The sequence below is a fragment of the Saccharophagus degradans 2-40 genome (assembly GCF_000013665.1).
Lineage (GTDB): Bacteria > Pseudomonadota > Gammaproteobacteria > Pseudomonadales > Cellvibrionaceae > Saccharophagus > Saccharophagus degradans.
Genome location: NC_007912.1, coordinates 648,295 through 663,910 on the forward strand (window position 1 = coordinate 648,295; position 15,616 = coordinate 663,910).

General features: G+C 47.2%; 19 protein-coding genes. 12 read left to right on the plus strand and 7 right to left on the minus strand.

Going from position 1 to position 15,616, the window contains the following annotated elements; genetic code table 11:
- Nucleotides 1–15: 15 nt before the first annotated feature.
- Nucleotides 16–1,713 carry a hydrogenase maturation protein gene (locus SDE_RS02845; protein ID WP_011467010.1) on the plus strand — a complete coding sequence of 566 codons (1,698 nt, stop codon included), beginning with the start codon at nt 16–18 and terminating at the stop codon, nt 1,711–1,713.
- Nucleotides 1,714–1,768: 55 nt separating this feature from the next.
- Here SDE_RS02845 and SDE_RS02850 read toward each other — a convergent pair whose 3' ends face one another.
- The gene (locus SDE_RS02850; protein ID WP_011467011.1) at nt 1,769–3,595 is read right to left on the minus strand and encodes an ABC transporter ATP-binding protein; all 1,827 of its coding nucleotides are present in this window, start codon (nt 3,593–3,595) and stop codon (nt 1,769–1,771) included.
- Nucleotides 3,596–3,776: 181 nt separating this feature from the next.
- On the opposite strand from SDE_RS02850, the gene SDE_RS02855 reads away from it, so the two are divergent.
- The gene (locus tag SDE_RS02855) at nt 3,777–4,196 is read left to right on the plus strand and encodes a secondary thiamine-phosphate synthase enzyme YjbQ (protein WP_011467012.1); all 420 of its coding nucleotides are present in this window, start codon (nt 3,777–3,779) and stop codon (nt 4,194–4,196) included.
- 2 nt (nt 4,197–4,198) lie between these two features.
- On the opposite strand, the gene SDE_RS02860 is transcribed toward SDE_RS02855, so the two are convergent.
- Nucleotides 4,199–4,600, minus strand: coding sequence for a hypothetical protein (locus tag SDE_RS02860; RefSeq protein ID WP_011467013.1), 402 nt, complete (start codon nt 4,598–4,600; stop codon nt 4,199–4,201).
- 182 nt (nt 4,601–4,782) lie between these two features.
- Between SDE_RS02860 and SDE_RS02865 the strand changes: the two genes are divergently transcribed.
- Nucleotides 4,783–5,151, plus strand: a complete 369-nt coding sequence (locus SDE_RS02865; RefSeq protein WP_011467014.1) for a hypothetical protein — start codon at nt 4,783–4,785, stop codon at nt 5,149–5,151.
- Here the strand turns inward: SDE_RS02865 and SDE_RS02870 are convergent, their stop codons facing one another.
- Nucleotides 5,152–5,625, minus strand: coding sequence for an MOSC domain-containing protein (locus SDE_RS02870; RefSeq protein ID WP_041324103.1), 474 nt, complete (start codon nt 5,623–5,625; stop codon nt 5,152–5,154).
- A gap of 45 nt (nt 5,626–5,670) precedes the next feature.
- Here SDE_RS02870 and SDE_RS02875 point away from each other — a divergent pair, with 45 nt between their 5' ends.
- Nucleotides 5,671–6,105 (plus strand): hypothetical protein, encoded by a 435-nt coding sequence (locus tag SDE_RS02875; protein WP_011467016.1) that lies wholly within the window; start codon nt 5,671–5,673, stop codon nt 6,103–6,105.
- On the opposite strand, the gene hpf is transcribed toward SDE_RS02875, so the two are convergent.
- Entirely contained in the window at nt 6,102–6,458 is a 357-nt protein-coding gene (gene hpf, locus SDE_RS02880) for a ribosome hibernation-promoting factor, HPF/YfiA family (protein WP_011467017.1), read from the minus strand. The two genes, SDE_RS02875 and hpf, sit on opposite strands and share 4 nt — an antisense overlap.
- Nucleotides 6,459–6,885: 427 nt before the next feature.
- Between hpf and SDE_RS02885 the strand changes: the two genes are divergently transcribed.
- Complete coding sequence (locus SDE_RS02885) at nt 6,886–7,368, plus strand: YajQ family cyclic di-GMP-binding protein (RefSeq protein WP_011467018.1); 483 nt, start codon at nt 6,886–6,888, stop codon at nt 7,366–7,368.
- Nucleotides 7,369–7,379: 11 nt separating this feature from the next.
- Here the strand turns inward: SDE_RS02885 and SDE_RS02890 are convergent, their stop codons facing one another.
- A complete protein-coding gene (locus tag SDE_RS02890; protein ID WP_011467019.1) occupies nt 7,380–7,889 on the minus strand; it encodes a zinc ribbon-containing protein in 510 nt (169 codons plus the stop codon).
- Between the two features lie 185 nt (nt 7,890–8,074).
- On the opposite strand from SDE_RS02890, the gene SDE_RS02895 reads away from it, so the two are divergent.
- Nucleotides 8,075–8,839: a class I SAM-dependent methyltransferase gene (locus SDE_RS02895; RefSeq protein ID WP_011467020.1), complete on the plus strand. Its 765-nt coding sequence runs from the start codon at nt 8,075–8,077 to the stop codon at nt 8,837–8,839.
- A 114-nt stretch (nt 8,840–8,953) separates the two neighbouring features.
- Here the strand turns inward: SDE_RS02895 and SDE_RS02900 are convergent, their stop codons facing one another.
- A complete protein-coding gene (locus SDE_RS02900) occupies nt 8,954–9,439 on the minus strand; it encodes an FKBP-type peptidyl-prolyl cis-trans isomerase (RefSeq protein ID WP_041324108.1) in 486 nt (161 codons plus the stop codon).
- A 144-nt stretch (nt 9,440–9,583) separates the two neighbouring features.
- Here SDE_RS02900 and SDE_RS02905 point away from each other — a divergent pair, with 144 nt between their 5' ends.
- From SDE_RS02905 to SDE_RS02920, 4 genes are all read left to right on the plus strand, one after another.
- On the plus strand, nt 9,584–10,966 hold the full coding sequence (locus tag SDE_RS02905; RefSeq protein ID WP_011467022.1) for an MATE family efflux transporter: 1,383 nt from the start codon (nt 9,584–9,586) through the stop codon (nt 10,964–10,966).
- A 201-nt stretch (nt 10,967–11,167) separates the two neighbouring features.
- On the plus strand, nt 11,168–11,797 hold the full coding sequence (locus SDE_RS23000; protein WP_011467023.1) for a PEP-CTERM sorting domain-containing protein: 630 nt from the start codon (nt 11,168–11,170) through the stop codon (nt 11,795–11,797).
- Between the two features lie 280 nt (nt 11,798–12,077).
- A complete protein-coding gene (locus SDE_RS02915; RefSeq protein ID WP_011467024.1) occupies nt 12,078–12,602 on the plus strand; it encodes a hypothetical protein in 525 nt (174 codons plus the stop codon).
- A gap of 109 nt (nt 12,603–12,711) precedes the next feature.
- Nucleotides 12,712–13,779, plus strand: coding sequence for a transporter (locus tag SDE_RS02920; RefSeq protein WP_011467025.1), 1,068 nt, complete (start codon nt 12,712–12,714; stop codon nt 13,777–13,779).
- 76 nt (nt 13,780–13,855) lie between these two features.
- Here SDE_RS02920 and SDE_RS02925 read toward each other — a convergent pair whose 3' ends face one another.
- A complete protein-coding gene (locus tag SDE_RS02925; protein WP_011467026.1) occupies nt 13,856–14,353 on the minus strand; it encodes a winged helix-turn-helix transcriptional regulator in 498 nt (165 codons plus the stop codon).
- A 157-nt stretch (nt 14,354–14,510) separates the two neighbouring features.
- On the opposite strand from SDE_RS02925, the gene SDE_RS02930 reads away from it, so the two are divergent.
- Nucleotides 14,511–14,852, plus strand: coding sequence for a hypothetical protein (locus tag SDE_RS02930; RefSeq protein WP_011467027.1), 342 nt, complete (start codon nt 14,511–14,513; stop codon nt 14,850–14,852).
- A 50-nt stretch (nt 14,853–14,902) separates the two neighbouring features.
- On the plus strand, nt 14,903–15,613 hold the full coding sequence (locus SDE_RS02935) for a M48 family metallopeptidase (RefSeq protein WP_011467028.1): 711 nt from the start codon (nt 14,903–14,905) through the stop codon (nt 15,611–15,613).
- The last annotated feature ends 3 nt before the right edge of the window (nt 15,614–15,616 follow it).

Genomic DNA, 15,616 nt, shown 5'->3' on the forward strand with positions numbered 1-15,616 from the left:
AAGTAGGAGAACTTGGTGAGAATTTTAATTTTATCGTCGGCATTTAGTGGGTTAACTCAGCGCGTGCAGCGCGAGCTTGTTTTATTGGGACACAATATCCAAGAACACTACGATTTGGAAGAACACTCATTGCGCGCGCAACTCGCGAATTTCTCTCCAGATGTTGTTATTTGCCCTTTCCTTACACAGCGCATCCCTGCGGATGTATATCAACAATATTTGTGCTTGGTCGTGCATCCTGGTATTGAGGGTGATCGCGGGCCATCGTCGTTAGATTGGGCTATTAGTGGCGGTGCTGCAGAGTGGGGAGTTACTCTGTTGCAAGCAGATGAAGAAATGGATGCTGGCGATATTTGGGGAACAAAAGTATTCCCATTACGCGAGGCCGGTAAAACCAGTATTTACAAACGTGAAGTAAGCACCGCGGCAATAGCGTTAATAAAAGAAGCGTTGGCGAATATCGAATCGGGTACGTTTAAGCCAAGACCCTTGAATTACAGCAACCCAGAAGTGAAAGGTAAGTTGTTGCCGTTAATGCGCCAGCCAGATAGAAAAATAGATTGGCAGAAAGATAGCACCGATAGCATTGTGCGAAAATTGAACGCTGCGGATACCAACCCGGGTGTACGCGACCAGCTTGGTGGCGCCGATGTGAATTTATTTGGTGTAGCGCGCGAGTCAACTTTACGCGGTGAGCCAGGTGAGTTTTTGGCGGTTTATAAAGGCGCGGTATGTCGTGCAACCGTAGACGGTGCCGTGTGGATAAAGCAAATTAAATGCATCTCCCATCCCACTATTCCGCAGTTAAAACTACCTGCAACCGTTGCGCTGCCATTACTATTAGGTAATGAGGTGCTAAGTAACCTCGGAGCCCCGCAAGACCCGCACGCAATTGAAGATGTATGGGTAGACCGCCGTGGTGATACCGCCTACATCTATTTTAATTTTTACAATGGCGCAGCAAGCACGCAGCAGTGTGTTGAATTGCGCAATGCCATTCGCGAAGCTAAAAGCAGCGATGCCAAGTGTTTAGTGTTTATGGGTGGCGAAGACTTCTTTAATAATGGCATTCATTTAAATTGCATTGAAGCGAGCAAAGACCCAGCGCTAGAATCGTGGTTAAACATTAATGCTATCGATGATGTGGTAAAAGAAATTATCGATACGCCCAATCAGGTAACCGTTGCCGCATTGCGCAATAACGCCGGTGCCGGTGGGGCGGTAATGGCATTGGCCTGCGATGAAGTGATTATTCGCGAAGGTGTGGTCCTTAACCCGCATTATAAAAATATGGGTTTGTACGGTTCAGAATATTGGACTTACCTCATGCCTCGCCGTTTGGGGCTTGCATTAACCTCGCGTATAGTCGAAAAGTGTCAGCCAATGTTGGCTCACGAAGCGATGGACGTAGGTTTTGCCGATGTAATGTTCGAAGAGGATTGGCAGAGTTTTCATGTGCAGTTAATGAATTATTGCGAACAGTTGCCAAGCCGTTTGGATTTGACCGAGTTTTTGCGTGTAAAAGCGCAGCAACGCGCAAGCGACGAGCAAGAAAAACCGCTAGAGCAATATCGTCGCGAAGAGCTAATAGAAATGAAAGAAATATTCGACGACCCAGATGCTTTTTATCATCAGGCTCGCCGAGAATTTGTGTTTAAAATCAAACCAGTTAAAGAGGTTACGGCAGAAGCACAGTCGCAAATGGTTGGTTAATGTTTTAACGAAAGATGTTTGAACGTAAAGGCGAGCCACAAACGGCTCGCCTTTTTTATTCCCCTAAAAAACCGCCAGATTGATGTTGCCAAAGTTTTGCGTAGGTGCCGTTAGCAGCAAGCAATTCTTTATGCGTACCGTGCTCGATTATATTTCCTTGATCTATCACCACAAGTTTATCTAATGCGGCAATGGTAGAAAGCCTATGGGCAATAGCAATAACTGTTTTACCTTGCATTAGTTGATTGAGGTTTTCTTGGATGGCCGATTCAACTTCAGAATCTAATGCCGAGGTCGCTTCATCTAATACCAAAATAGGCGCATCTTTTAAGAAGGCTCGCGCAATGGCTATACGTTGACGTTGGCCGCCTGAAAGTTTTACCCCGCGTTCGCCCACATGGGCGTCGTAGCCCTTTCGGCCTTGGCCGTCTTCTAGCTCTAAAATAAATTCGTGTGCTTTGGCTCGCTGCGCGGCGAGCAGCATTTGTTCTTCACTCGCAGTGGGGTTGCCGTAAAGTAAATTATCGCGCACCGAGCGGTGTAGTAGAGAGGTGTCTTGTGTAACCATGGCAATATGCTGTCGCAAAGATTCCTGTTGATGTGTGGCGATATTTTGGTTATCGATAGTAATGCTGCCGCTCTCTATATCGTAAAAGCGTAAAAGCAAATTAACCAGTGTCGATTTCCCCGCACCTGACCGGCCAACTAAACCAATTTTTTCACCGGGTGCGATGGTTAAGTTAAAGTTTTCAATCACGCCGTTTTCTTTACCGTAGTGAAACGAAACATTGTTGTAAGCTATTTTGCCTTTGGTAATGGCAATAGGCGCGGCTTGCTCGGAATCTAAAACTGAGCGTTCTACTGCCAGCGTGTTCATACCGTCGCGCGCGGTGCCTAAGTTTTCAAACAGCCCAGATACTTCCCACATTATCCATTGCGACATACCGTACATGCGCAGTACTAAGCCCACGGCAATTGCAATGCTGCCAGTGGTAATAGCGTTATTAGCCCACAACCAAATAGAAAGTGACGTAGTACAAAAAATGAGTACCGCGTTAAGCGACCAAACACTGGTGCTTAATTTGGTTACCAGGCGCATTTGAGGGTGAACCGTTTGTAAGAAATTTTCCATGCCTTCGCGGGCGTAGTGTTCTTCGCGCTGGCTGTGCGAAAACAGTTTTACAGTATTAATGTTGGTGTAGGTGTCGACAATGCGCCCAGTCATGTCTGAGCGAGCATCGGCTTGAAGCGACGACACGCGCGCGAGCCTTGGTAAAAAATATTTTAGAATGCTTACGTAAATAATAATCCAAACGGTTAGCGGAATAGCCAAGCGCAAATCGAGAGTGGCCAGCAGGGTAAGCACACCGGCAAAAAACACTGCCACATATAAAATAACATCCAGCAATTTAATAATGGCTTCGCGCACAGAGAGGGCTGTTTGCATTACTTTGGTGGCCATGCGCCCGGCAAATTCGTTTTGGTAAAACGCCACGCTTTGGCCGAGTAGGTGTCTGTGGGCTAACCAACGCACGCGCATGGCAAAGTTGCCAAGCAGTGTTTGATGCAATATTAGCGAGTGAATAAACACGCACAGAGGCAGCCCCAGTAGTACGGGAAGGCCATAAAATAGTAGGTCGCGGCCGTGGGTTTGCCAGTAGGTTGTTGGGCTTGAGTTGTTTAAGTTATCAACCAAATTGCCTAAAAAGTTAAATAGCGACACTTCAAGTATGGCGATAAGCATGGTGAATAACCCCAGCGCGGTTAAAAACCGCCGAGTGCCATTGGCGTAATGTAAGATAAACGCCTTGAGCGTATTGGGCGGTTGCTGTGGCGGCTCGCTGGGGAATGGCTTAATAAGTGATTCAAAAAATGAAAACATAACGGCTTGCTACTTGGGTGATTTTACATTGCGCGCAAGTATGCCATAGATGGGCGACGAGAATGTGATGGCTAGCGGTAGAGTTGGTTTCGCAGGGTAGGTAAACTAAGATTTTGGCCGCAGGCCGTTGTCGTCTCTGGTGTAAGTAGTGTTAGGCAAAATATAAAGGTGGTAGGTAAGTATGTGGTTGCAAAAAGAAATCCGGCTAAGCGCCAAGGCAAGAGGTTTTCACTTGGTAACTGCCGAAGTGGTGCGAGAGTTGCCAGAATTGGCGGATTTTAACGTGGGCCTTGCCCATATTTTAATTAAGCACACTTCTGCAGCACTTACTTTAAATGAAAATGCAGACCCAACGGTGCGCGATGATTTTGGTCGATTTTTCAACCGTTTGGTACCAGAGAACGAGCCGTACTACGTACATACAGATGAGGGGCCAGATGATATGCCCGCGCATTTAAAGTCCAGTATTTTGGGCTCGACGCTCTCGCTACCTATTACTCACGGGCGCTTTAACTTAGGAATTTGGCAGGGTATTTACCTGTGTGAGCATCGTAATTACGGCGGTGAGCGAACTTTATTGGTTACCCTACAAGGGGAATAATGTTAATGGTTGGCCGCTTTCTTTATAAGAATAGCCTCACACCATGCGCGGGCTTCGTCCATAGTGTGAAAAATGCCAATCTTCCAAGACAAATCATCAGCTAAAAACTTGTACCAAGCTGCGAGTGCGTTACCTGTTTCATCTTGATTAATCACCGAAGCGTTAATGGCATAGGGGTTAATTTTACTAATAGAGCGCAGGCAAGCCACCAGCGCTTTTACGTCTTCGGGCGTAATATCTACGTGCGAAATGCGCGACCAATCGCCGATTATTATGCGCACATCATCAAAGCGATCATCCCCACTTTTTTTAAGGGAGGCTTCAATTAGCTCCTGCCCGTTCACTCGCCCAGAATACTGGGTGATGACCGTGCTTTTAGATTCCCAAATATCGTGAATGGCCAAGGGTTGTCTCGCAACGGTAAAATCATAAAAGTAGTGTCAATGCATTTATTATAGCAGTGGCATTGGAAATCGCTTGGTGCAAGGTAAATACTTACAAAGAAATTGCACGTATATGCCTGTTTGGAATCACCGGGAGTGGTGCTAAGCATGGTGCAGAATGAGTTTTAAATTGGAGCTATAACATGCGGCTTTTCTATAGCAAAACGTTGCCAAATGATTGCTCTGTTTTGGTGCTTGTTGCCGAAGGCGGTAGACGTATAGAGTTTTACCTGCGCCAAAGTGTCGAGGGCACAACACTGCTTGCATTGGCGGGCAGCAATGAACCTAGCAAAAGTAAATTGCAGGGGCCATACGAATCGGTTGAGCAAGCAATAGCTGCGCGCAATGCTATCGCGCAGGCATTAATCAACGAAGGGTTTGGTCACGCTGTAAATCATCAACCCTTATGGGAGCTAGCCGCCCAGCGGGCGTGGGGCGAAGTAAAGTCTAAAAATTCGGCAGCTAAAGTAGATACAGCTTTTAAACCGCAGGATGTATTTTTAGATTGGTAGCTAGCTCGACACTGTTTGCACGCCATCGCCAATACGAATAATGCCAGATGTAATGACTCGCGCGGTAATGCCGCCGTGGCCGCGTACAGCATTGTAACCGCCGCTGCCAAAGGTTTTCTCCATGCGAGAGCAGGGGTGGCAAAGGCCCGTGTAGGCCAAGGTGGCACCGCCAATGCTGAACTGTTTACCCTTCAGCGCTAACAGGTTAATACCCGCTACGGCAATGTTGCGGCGCAGCTGCTCGGGAGTTACTTCATCCCAGCCGAGCAGCGCGGCAATAGCAGGTAGGTGTTCTGCTTGAATAAGCGTGACTTGACGCTCGCCACTGCGACCTGAGTACCTATCGCCTACAATGCCTTTGTCGCAACGAGCCTCCAGCGCATCGACCATTAACATGGGCTGTTCGCGCTCTGGCCGCACCCCAAGCCAAGTCACTTCGCCAACCTGTGATACTTCTAATAGATTCTTTAGCAAAATTTGGTATGGTGCCCCTCTAATATATTAATGAACGATGTTCCCATGATCTCTCGAATTCTAACCCTCATTATTGTAATCACTCTAGCAGCTTGTGCCTCTGAGCCAACTAAACAACGTACTGCGCAGCCGGTAAAGCCTACTCGCTCCGGTAGTGCGGTTACGTTTGAAGACTTAGAGCTTGCGACTGCCAAGGGTAAAGATAACCGCTATGGCGTATTGCTTGGGGTTTTTGCAACGCGTATGGACGCTCAAGTGCAAGCCGAGGCGTACGAAGGGGCGTTGTCGAATGTGGGGCTGTTAGATGTACCTTACGTGTCGCTGCTGGTAAAGGATGAGCATGGACGGGATTATTACGTGGCGATTGCTGGGCAATATGGGGATTTGGAGCCCGCGTATTATCTGCAAAACTTAATTACGCGGGCTGTACCTGGTCAGTACAATTTAGTGGTTGTGCCTAAAGCTGTATGGGTGCACTAAGCGCCCTTGTATTCTGGCTCTTCTTCAATTGCCTCTTCAGGCTGCTCCAATATAGGTTTTTCGTGAAGGTTGGCTTTGGTTATGCCTTTGCGGTGCGACAATGCCGATTCTAGTTTGCGTACAGAATCGCCAATGGCGGCGTATAAATCGGTTTTAGAGGACTGTACTGCGAGTGTCGCGCCCCGGTACTGGGTGGTCGCTTCCACTTTTTGTTCATGCTTTTCTACGGTCAGATACACATCCACGCTATCCAAATGGGGGTAGTGAGAGGCAATTTTTTGGAACTTCTCGTTTGCAATGTTGCGAATGGCATCGGTAAGTTCAACGTGGTGACCGGATAGGTTTATTTGCATAATTTCCCTCGTTAATCATCTTTACAGTGAAACGGATACTGCCTTTGGCCAACACCGTTTCGGGTGGATGGAATGTTTTAAACTAGCGTGCTCCTTATGTTGATGAAATGAATAGTATTGTCGAAACCTGTGGCCCAAGGCGTACAGTGGCTTGGGCGGTTATTTATTCTCTCTAATTCTTTAATGTCTCTTCACTAGAGGTGGGGCCGTTTAACGGCGCTTCAACCCTTTATGTCAATTTGGTTGCAAAAACCTTTAGGGGTTCTTAAAGCATAGACCTATTTTTGTGGGCCAGCTTTGATTTGTATCTATGACAGCAGCTTTTACCTATTAGTGCCTTGTAAATGTGCGCTGTTCGCCCCTTTGCCTTATTTTTGCTACGTATTCCCGTTATAATCGCCCTTTTCTTTAGGGAGCAGCACAAACTATGCCGTCTTTCGATATTGTTTCTGAAGTAGATGAACAAGAAGTTCGTAACGCCGTTGAAAACGCTACCCGCGAGCTGAGCACACGCTTTGACTTTCGCGGCGTAGATGCGAGCTTTGAGTGGAAAACCGATCAAACCACTATGCGTGCAGAGGGCGATTTTCAGCTGGGCCAAATGTTAGACATTTTGCGCAATAAATTGGTTAAGCGCGGCGTCGACCCAGAATCTATAGATACCAGCACACCGGTACACTCGGGTAAAAGTTGGAGCCAAGTTGTTACCTTTAAAAATGGTATTGAAGCCAGCGTTGCCAAAAAAGTGGTTAAAGCCATTAAAGACAGCAAAATTAAGGTACAAGTGGCTATTCAAGGTGAAGAAGTACGCGTTACGGGTAAAAAGCGCGACGATCTGCAAGAGGTTATGGCTTTGGTGCGCAACGGTGAGCTAGGGCAACCGTTTCAGTTTAAAAACTTCCGCGATTAATAGGCTAATTACTAGCTTACCCGCCTAAATTCGGTTGCTTTGCAGCCGGGGCAGGGCGGGATATTGCCACTTTTTTTAAAGTGCATTTCTTTGTCGCACTGGCGGCAACGCAATACCCCTGGCGCTGTAACCTGCCCGGTTTTGTAGCATGCGGTGGTATCTGCCCACTCGGCCAACTTATTAAATAAATCACTAGCAGAGTGAGATAGGTGGGCGGTTAAATCTAAAAAGCCCGCTTGAAGTTTGGCTGGCTTTAAGTTTTCTTTTACTTGCTCAGAGGTTACTTCGCCCCAGTGGTGCACATTCTTGGCTGCTTGCTCTAAGTCTCGGCGCAAAAATACTTTGAAATGCTCGGCTTGTTGCTGGCTGAGTTCGCCAGCCTTAATCAAATGCTCCTTGGCAGATTCTATGGCTTTTTCGAGGGAGCTTAACGACTGCTCGCTCGACTTAGCGAAAAACTCCTTGGCTTTATCCGCAAACCGATCGTATGCGGGCCCTTCCTGCTTATCGTGATCGCTCATGGTTTGCTCCCTTTTGTGGCTAAATATTAATCAGTATAGCGTTTCCTGAGCGGTATGCATGGGGGCGCAGTAGCGCTGTGAATTAGCTAATTAATTTCACATTCTGAGGCAGGGTATTGTGATACGGTTGCCAGCGGATTGGGCTTATCGTAAAGCTCAAAAGGAATAATCGAGGAGAGAATAATATGAAAAACGTTTCGAGTTTATTGGCCAGCGCAGTGTTTACCACGTGCATGATGGCCTCGGGAGCGGTATTTGCCGCAGATGCACTGCAAACCAAATTAAGCGCAGCAATGGCCGATAAATCGCGCCCAGCGGGCGACGTTGCGCGCGATGCCAACCGCAAGCCAATTGAAACCTTGGCGTTTTTCGGTTTAAAAGACAGCATGACCGTTGTAGAGATTATGCCTGGCGGTGGCTGGTACACTCGCTTACTTGCGCCAACTTTAAAAGAGAAAGGCAAGCTGTACGTGGCCTATACCAACCCCAAATACATGGGCGATTTACTTGAGCAGCCCGCGTTTGCCGAGGTAGGTAAATTGGGTGAGAAAGCAAGTTTTACCCATGTAGCAGGGCCTGTATTCAATTTGGGCAATGCCCAATTGGATGTGAAAAATGCCGATATGGTGCTTACCTTCCGCAACTATCACAACTTAGATGCAGCAGGTCGTAAAGCCATGAATGAGGCGGCTTACAACGCACTAAAAGTTGGGGGTGTGTACGGTGTGGTAGATCATACTCGTCGCCATATGGAGCAGGATAACGCAGAAAACGGCCGTCGCTTCGACCCTGTACTCGCCATCAAAGAAATCCAAGATGCAGGCTTTATGCTGGTAGATATCTCCGAGCTACACTACCAACCAACAGACGCCTTAGATAAAGAAGTAGGCCACGACTCGGTAAAAGGCAAAACCGACCGCTGGACCTTAAAATTCGTAAAGAACAAATAAACCGAAAAAAGTGTGCAAGTAAAGCACAAACCCCGCACACTTTTTAGTTAGCTGTTAGCTGTTAGCTGTTAGCTGTTAGCTGTTAGCTGTTAGCTGTTAGCAGTTAGCTATTTGTTAATGATGATGCCCACCTGGCCCGTGTGCGTGGCCGTGGGCAATTTCATCGTCGCTAGCTGCGCGAATGCTATCGATAGTTACATCAAATTCTAAAGTAATGCCTGCAAATGGGTGGTTCATGTCTAGGTCGACATTGAACTTGCCAACTTTAATGACTCTGCCGTTAACCGTCCCTTTTTCGGTATTCACACGCACAACCATACCGGGTTGCAAGCGCTTGTATTTACCTACCAAATGCTTGATAGGTACGCGTTGTTGGGCGTTTTCGCGGCGCGCGCCATAGGCTTGCTCGGGCGATAGGGTAATATGCTTTTGCTCGCCTTCGCTCATGCCTACAAGGGCTTCTTCTAAGGCGGTTAGAATATTGCCGTGGCCGTGCAAATAAGCCATTGGCAGGCCGTCTTTATTCGATTCCAGCTCTGCACCACCGCTTTCTTTTAAGGTGTAATGGAAGCTTACTACCGTATCTTTTTCTACAATCATTGGAATACTCACGTGCTCATGTAATTTGGCCGGCATTATACGCGTGTATTGAATGTAAGCGACAGTGCTCGAATTGTGCACGACTTATTGAATAGCCGACTATTAGGTGTATAGTGCGCGGCGAAAATTTAACCGAGAGTCAACGTGCCTTTATCTAAGCCCCTTACACCTAAGTCCCCTACCTTTTGGAAAAGCGTGCTATTGCTTGCCCTGCCTGTTGCGCTGCAAATGCTATTGCAATCGTTATTGGGTATGGCCGATGTGGTAATGGTGGGAGACCTAGGGCCAGAGGCCCTCGCCGCCGTGGGCTTAGCCGCCAAATTGCACTTTTTACTACTGGTTATGATGAGCGGTATTGCCGCCGGTGGCAGTGTGCTTATTGCCCAGTATTCCGGCAGTAAAAATAGCGAGGGCTGTCGCAATACCTTATCGGTTACGCTTGCCGTTGGTGTGGCGGTGATTATGCCACTCGTGGCGGCTTTTGCTATTGCACCCCAGGTTTGGGTTAACTGGATTAACCCCGACCCCATTGTAGTGGCCATTGCTGCTGAATATATCCAAATTACTGCGCTGGTATTACTGCTTACCCAAATAGCGGTTATCTATGAAGCGTCGTTGCGCGCATTGGGCAACACCACGGTTCCGCTTATTGGCGGGGCTGTTTCTGTTTTAGTGAATATTGCGCTTAACTACGCGCTTATTTTTGGTCATTGGGGGTTTCCTGCCATGGGCGTGGCTGGGGCGGCTTGGGCCACACTTATAGCGCGGGCAGCTCATATGATTTTAGTAGTGGGGTGGGTTTACGCCACGCGCCATAGTTTTGCTTTAGGTGTGCGGGATATATGCGCGCGGGTAGATTGGCCCAAGGTTAAGCGCTATATAGTGTTCGCCTTGCCCCTAGTGGCGAATTACACCCTGTGGGGTGTGGGCAACGCCACTTACCACGTGCTTACCGGTTTTGCGGGTACCGAAGCTTTGGCAATTATGGGCGTGATAGTACCCATAGAAAGCCTATTCTTTGCGTTGTTTATTGGTTTGGCTAATGCCTCTGCGGTGCTGGTCGGGCGCGCTCTGGGCGGCGACAACCACGACGAAGCTTGGCGGCTTTACCGGTTTTTTGACCAGCTAACTATTGGCTTGGTGGTAAGTGGCTGTTTGATATTGTGGTTAATTCGCCCTTGGGTAATAGCCATATTCGACCAACTAGACCCTGCTGCCGAAGCTTTACTGGCGGATGTACTGGCTGTGTTTAGCCTGCTTATTTGGGTAAAAGTATTAAACATGATGCGCATAATGGGCGTTTTGCGCGCAGGCGGTGATAACAAGTTTTGCTTGGCGGTGGATATTAGCGCTATGTGGCTGGTGGGTATTCCCCTTTATGCCGCCGGTGTATTTTTTACCGCTGTGCCCTTCGCGGCTATTTTTGCGCTTATGTACTTGGAAGAAGCGCTTAAGTTTATTCCGGTGGTAATGCGTATTCGCAAGCGCTATTGGATAAAAAACCTCGTTAAAGCCGAGGCCAAATAATTGGTTATAGAATAAGCGTTTTGACGTCGAATATATTTACAGTACGACGCGTCAAAGTCATTGTTTTTTTTATAAGGTATTGTTTTTAAAGAAGATAATTTTATGGTATGAAAGATGCTTATGCGTTATTACGTCTTAATGCACGCATTAGGCGCTGAGACTTTCTTGTAGTTGAATATGTAGTTAAATAGGTGTTACCAAATGTTAAGGATATTAGTTCTAGTTGCTAGCTTTGTTTTTGCTGTTTCTGCACAGGCAAACTTGCTTGTAAACGGCGACTTTGAAGATGGCTTAAATGGATGGGGTAGCGAGTTTGGCAGCGTTCAGGTAGTCAACAAAAATGGCAACAATGTTGCCAAATTGAATGACAACAATTCCAGTGGTTTAGAGGTGTTGTGGCAGTCGTTTTACATTCCCACGGAAGTAAACACGGTTAGCTTTTCCTTTGATTTTAAATTCAAAGGTTGGGACAACTCTCGTCACCAGGAAGATTTGGCCGGTTCACTGCTTGAAGTACGCGATGGTATCACCAGCTGGTGGGATTGGAGCCCTTGGAGCATTGTAGAGGCTGTGGAATTTGATCTTAACTCAGGCTGGATGAGCTTTTACGGCGAGTACGACGTATCAAACATAGTTGACATTGATCCCAATGGACGTGTGTTCTTTGGTATTTTTGAAGACAGCGGTTGGTGCGACGATCTTACTGACTCTGTGTTGTTTATCGACAATGTTGTAGTTGCAGCTGTGGCTTCTGTGCCAGAGCCAGGTACATTTGCATTGTTAATGCTAGGCCTAGCAGGCTTGGTATTCGCAAGACGCAAAGCAGTTTAATTGCGTTAGCAAACAACCTATATAAAGCCGTGCTTGTCGCGGCTTTTTTGTGTTTGTCACTTTTATACTTTTATGTCCGCTTTTTACGCGCGCCTCTCTTTCATTCATCATCTTGCACCCTTTTGTCGTTAGTCTCTCTCGTAGTTAATCTTAATAATCTCTTTTATACTCCATGCTATTGTTAACGTGTTTAATGCTTGTGGGCTTGGTTTCGGGCTTAGTTGTTAGCGCCGGCATACATTGAATAGGTTAAATTATTGAATCAACCAAGCATGGCTCCGTGATATTAGCGCTTAGGCATACCTTCATAGCTCGCGGTGGAGCTGGTCGCAAACGCTGTTCGGCTGGTTTGCTGCTATTTATACCTGCTCTCATTGCATTTATTGCGATGCGTGCGGCAGTGCCTGCGGGCTATATGCCCAGCGATGGCGCTGACGGTACTCATGGTGCGTGGTATATGTTGTGCCATGGTGACCGCCTAAGTAAGCAGCTTATTACCAATCATCACAACCACCACGCTCATCACACAATACACTCGGCAGCATCTTCGGATACTGCTGTTGGTGCGGGGCATGAAGGCCACCACAACCATGCGCCGCATACACTAGGTAAGCATCATGCCAAACAGGGTGTGTGTGCTTATGCCGCCCAAATTTTGGTGTTTACGCTGCTTGTATTTGGGCTGTTGTATACCGCATTAGCTCTAACTGAGTCGCTTTATTTTCTATATGGGGTCTATCGTTTTACCTCACCGCGTTTCACACTCGCCACCCCGCGCGCACCGCCCTGTCATTTCATTGCCTAACTGTTTTTAACTGTACTTGTTCGCAATCAGCATAAGTACTTTTGTTAATACTTTTTAACGTTTACGCGCCGTGCACTTTGTACATGGTGCAAGGCTATGGAATACAAAAATGAAAATAAAATTAATTGCATGTATCGCACTTTTGCACTCAGCAAGTTTGGTGAGTGCACACGAGTCGGCACTGCGGGCTGATTCTCACGCGCCTATAGGTATTATGGGCGACCATATGCATAAACAGGGCGAGTGGATGGTGTCTTATCGTTATATGTCTATGGCGATGTCTGGCAACTTACTGGGTGACAGCAGTATAAGCGACGATGAAATAGTGACTACACAACCCAACCCCTATGCGGCTATGCCTATGATGCCGCCCACGCTGCGGGTGGTGCCTCAAGAAATGACAACTGCCATGCATATGGTGGGGGTGATGTACGCGCCTACAGACGATATTACCTTGATGGCTATGTTTAACTACTTGGATAAAACCATGCAGTTAAAAACCTACCAAGGCATGATGGGTACTACGGAGCTTGGCTATTTCGACAGCGCTTCCAGCGGTATGGGCGATACAAAGCTAGGTTTGATGTACCGCCTATTTGACGACGCCACGCACCACCTGCACGCCAATTTAAGCGTTAGCTTACCAACGGGCGCTATAGATAAAACAGGCGAAGTACTAACGCCCATGAATATGCGTATGCAAACACGCTTGCCTTACCCTATGCAGTTGGGGTCGGGCACTGTGGATTGGCAGCCAGGTATGACTTATACCGGCAAAGCGGGTGATGTGACTTGGGGCACGCAATATATGTTAACCCTGCGCAGTAGCGAAAATGATGAAGGGTATCAGCTAGGCAACGAGCAAAAATTGAGTGCGTGGGGGCAGTATGCAATTAGTCACAGTGTAAGTGTGGGCGCGGGTGGCGAGTATTTTTCATCGGATGCGATTAGCGGTGTGGATGATGAAATAATGCTACCGGTTCAAACAGCCAACCCAGCTAATTATGGCCGCGATGTGATTAACGCTAAAGTGAGCTTGAATTGGGTTGGGCAAACCGGTCTTCTGCGCGACCACCGCCTAGCCGTTGAGTACAGCGTGCCAATGAAGCAAGATGTAAACGGCCTACAAATGGAAATGGATTCCATGTTTACTTTCGGCTATCAAAAAGCGTTTTAGTGTTTTGTAGGTAGTAGGTGAGCCAATGAAAAAGAGCGCCATTTAGGCGCTCTTTAAAAGGCTACTGAAACCCCCGCTATTTTTTTGGTGGGGTGTTAAATTTTTCGAGGTATTCAATGGCCTCATCAGATTTAGGCAGTACGCTTACATCCGGTGGGCCTAGTTCGCGACCATCTTGAGAATAAAGCGAAAGCGCTTTAATGGGCTGTTTGGTTTGTGAATCCACAAACTCTAGCATCGAGTTTGTTGGGTCTTGTCGCCAAGTTTCGCACCATTGATGAATGCCTGTGAGTATGGGCATTAATTCCCAACCCTTGCGCGACAATTTATATTCCATTCTTTTTGCCCCTTCTGTAACAGGGCTTTTTCTAATTATTTCGCCTTCGAGCATGGTGTTTAATCGCTCGGTGAGTACATTGCGGGAGATATTAAGCCCCTCGCGCAACTGTTCAAATCGTCTTGTGCCTCCAAAAATCATAAAGTCTCGAAGAATCATCATACTCCAAGTGTCGCCTATTAAACGGGTGGCTATGGCAACACTACAACGTAATTCGTGGTCTATATTTTTTGTCATCTAACTCCGCCCAAGTAACTTTAAGTACATAGTATGCGACTCGTGGCTATTCGCCAAGTTGAAGATTGGTTATCTTTTGAATAATTAGTTGCTTTTGTGAACTGTTGTAACTATGATTGCGTTAGTCTCAAAAAGCAACTAAATTGGGTGGTACTCTATGCTATTAAAAAAATCCTCACTTAAATTCTTATCCGGTTTGGCCTGCTCGGTGCTGGCTGTATCATTGGTGGCCAGTGCACAGGCAGATGTAAAAAGGGTAAACAGCAAAGAGTCCATCAAAGCCTGTAAGGCGCACTTGCTACAGCAAAACACGCAAGATGTGAAAGTAAAGTTTAAAAATAAATCTGCAACCCAAGTAGATAACAACAGCTATAAACATTGGCTGAACGCGGTTAAAACCAATGCCGACGGACGTGAGTCCCTCAAGGTTTTGTGCGAAACAACACGCGCCGGTAAAGTGGTTACCCTCGATGTGCAATCGGGTAGCTGGAAGTTCTAATTTTTTATTTCCTGCAGACGTACACTGTGGCGGCGGGTTAAACTGTCGCCATGAAAAACCGCACCTCTACGCTACTCATCGATGACATTCCCATTGCGATTACCCGTCGCAAAATGAAATCCTTGCGCCTGCGCGTTTGCCCGCAAAAGGGTGACGTTAAGGTGTCGGCCCCGCATTTTGTGGCGCGGGGCGATATTCACGCGTTTGTCGTTAAAAACTTAGATTGGGTGCGTTCTCAACGGGCAGAAATTGCCAATCGTGAAGTGGTACCAGTTAGGTTAATGCAAACTGGGGATAGTATTCCCTTGCTTGGCCAAACCTTTCGCTTGCACGTTGAGGGTGGGGTAAGTAGGCCTAGTCTAAAATGCCTTGCTGATAACCAACTGCTAATGCGCCTGCCTGTAAGCGCTGGCTTAGTTGAGCAGCAGCAATTAATAGATACTTGGTATCGCGACCAACTTAAGTTGGCCGTACCGCCGCTGCTAGAACGCTACGAGCCCATAATGGGGGTAGCGGTTAAACAGTGGGGGATTAAAAAAATGAAAACCCGCTGGGGTAGTTGCAATATTACCGCGCGACGTATTTGGCTAAATTTAGATTTGGCCAGCAAGCCCGCGCAATGCTTAGAGTATGTGGTGGTGCATGAGCTGGCGCATTTGCTGGAGTCGGGGCACACACCTAGGTTTTGGGCCATTGTGGATAAAACCATGCCCACTTGGCGCGCGGCTAATTTAATCCTTAACCCGCGCTCGCGAAAATAAATT

Coding starts and splice junctions, on each gene's coding strand:
- SDE_RS02875 (WP_011467016.1), top strand. CDS start 5,671: ATGATCTCTCGAATTCTAACCCTCATTATTGTAATCACTCTAGCAGCT.
- hpf (WP_011467017.1), bottom strand. CDS start 6,458: ATGCAAATAAACCTATCCGGTCACCACGTTGAACTTACCGATGCCATT.
- SDE_RS02885 (WP_011467018.1), top strand. CDS start 6,886: ATGCCGTCTTTCGATATTGTTTCTGAAGTAGATGAACAAGAAGTTCGT.
- SDE_RS02920 (WP_011467025.1), top strand. CDS start 12,712: ATGAAAATAAAATTAATTGCATGTATCGCACTTTTGCACTCAGCAAGT.
- SDE_RS02935 (WP_011467028.1), top strand. CDS start 14,903: ATGAAAAACCGCACCTCTACGCTACTCATCGATGACATTCCCATTGCG.
- SDE_RS02850 (WP_011467011.1), bottom strand. CDS start 3,595: ATGTTTTCATTTTTTGAATCACTTATTAAGCCATTCCCCAGCGAGCCG.
- SDE_RS02930 (WP_011467027.1), top strand. CDS start 14,511: ATGCTATTAAAAAAATCCTCACTTAAATTCTTATCCGGTTTGGCCTGC.
- SDE_RS02895 (WP_011467020.1), top strand. CDS start 8,075: ATGAAAAACGTTTCGAGTTTATTGGCCAGCGCAGTGTTTACCACGTGC.
- SDE_RS02865 (WP_011467014.1), top strand. CDS start 4,783: ATGCGGCTTTTCTATAGCAAAACGTTGCCAAATGATTGCTCTGTTTTG.
- SDE_RS02900 (WP_041324108.1), bottom strand. CDS start 9,439: ATGATTGTAGAAAAAGATACGGTAGTAAGCTTCCATTACACCTTAAAA.
- SDE_RS02855 (WP_011467012.1), top strand. CDS start 3,777: ATGTGGTTGCAAAAAGAAATCCGGCTAAGCGCCAAGGCAAGAGGTTTT.
- SDE_RS23000 (WP_011467023.1), top strand. CDS start 11,168: ATGTTAAGGATATTAGTTCTAGTTGCTAGCTTTGTTTTTGCTGTTTCT.
- SDE_RS02890 (WP_011467019.1), bottom strand. CDS start 7,889: ATGAGCGATCACGATAAGCAGGAAGGGCCCGCATACGATCGGTTTGCG.
- SDE_RS02925 (WP_011467026.1), bottom strand. CDS start 14,353: ATGACAAAAAATATAGACCACGAATTACGTTGTAGTGTTGCCATAGCC.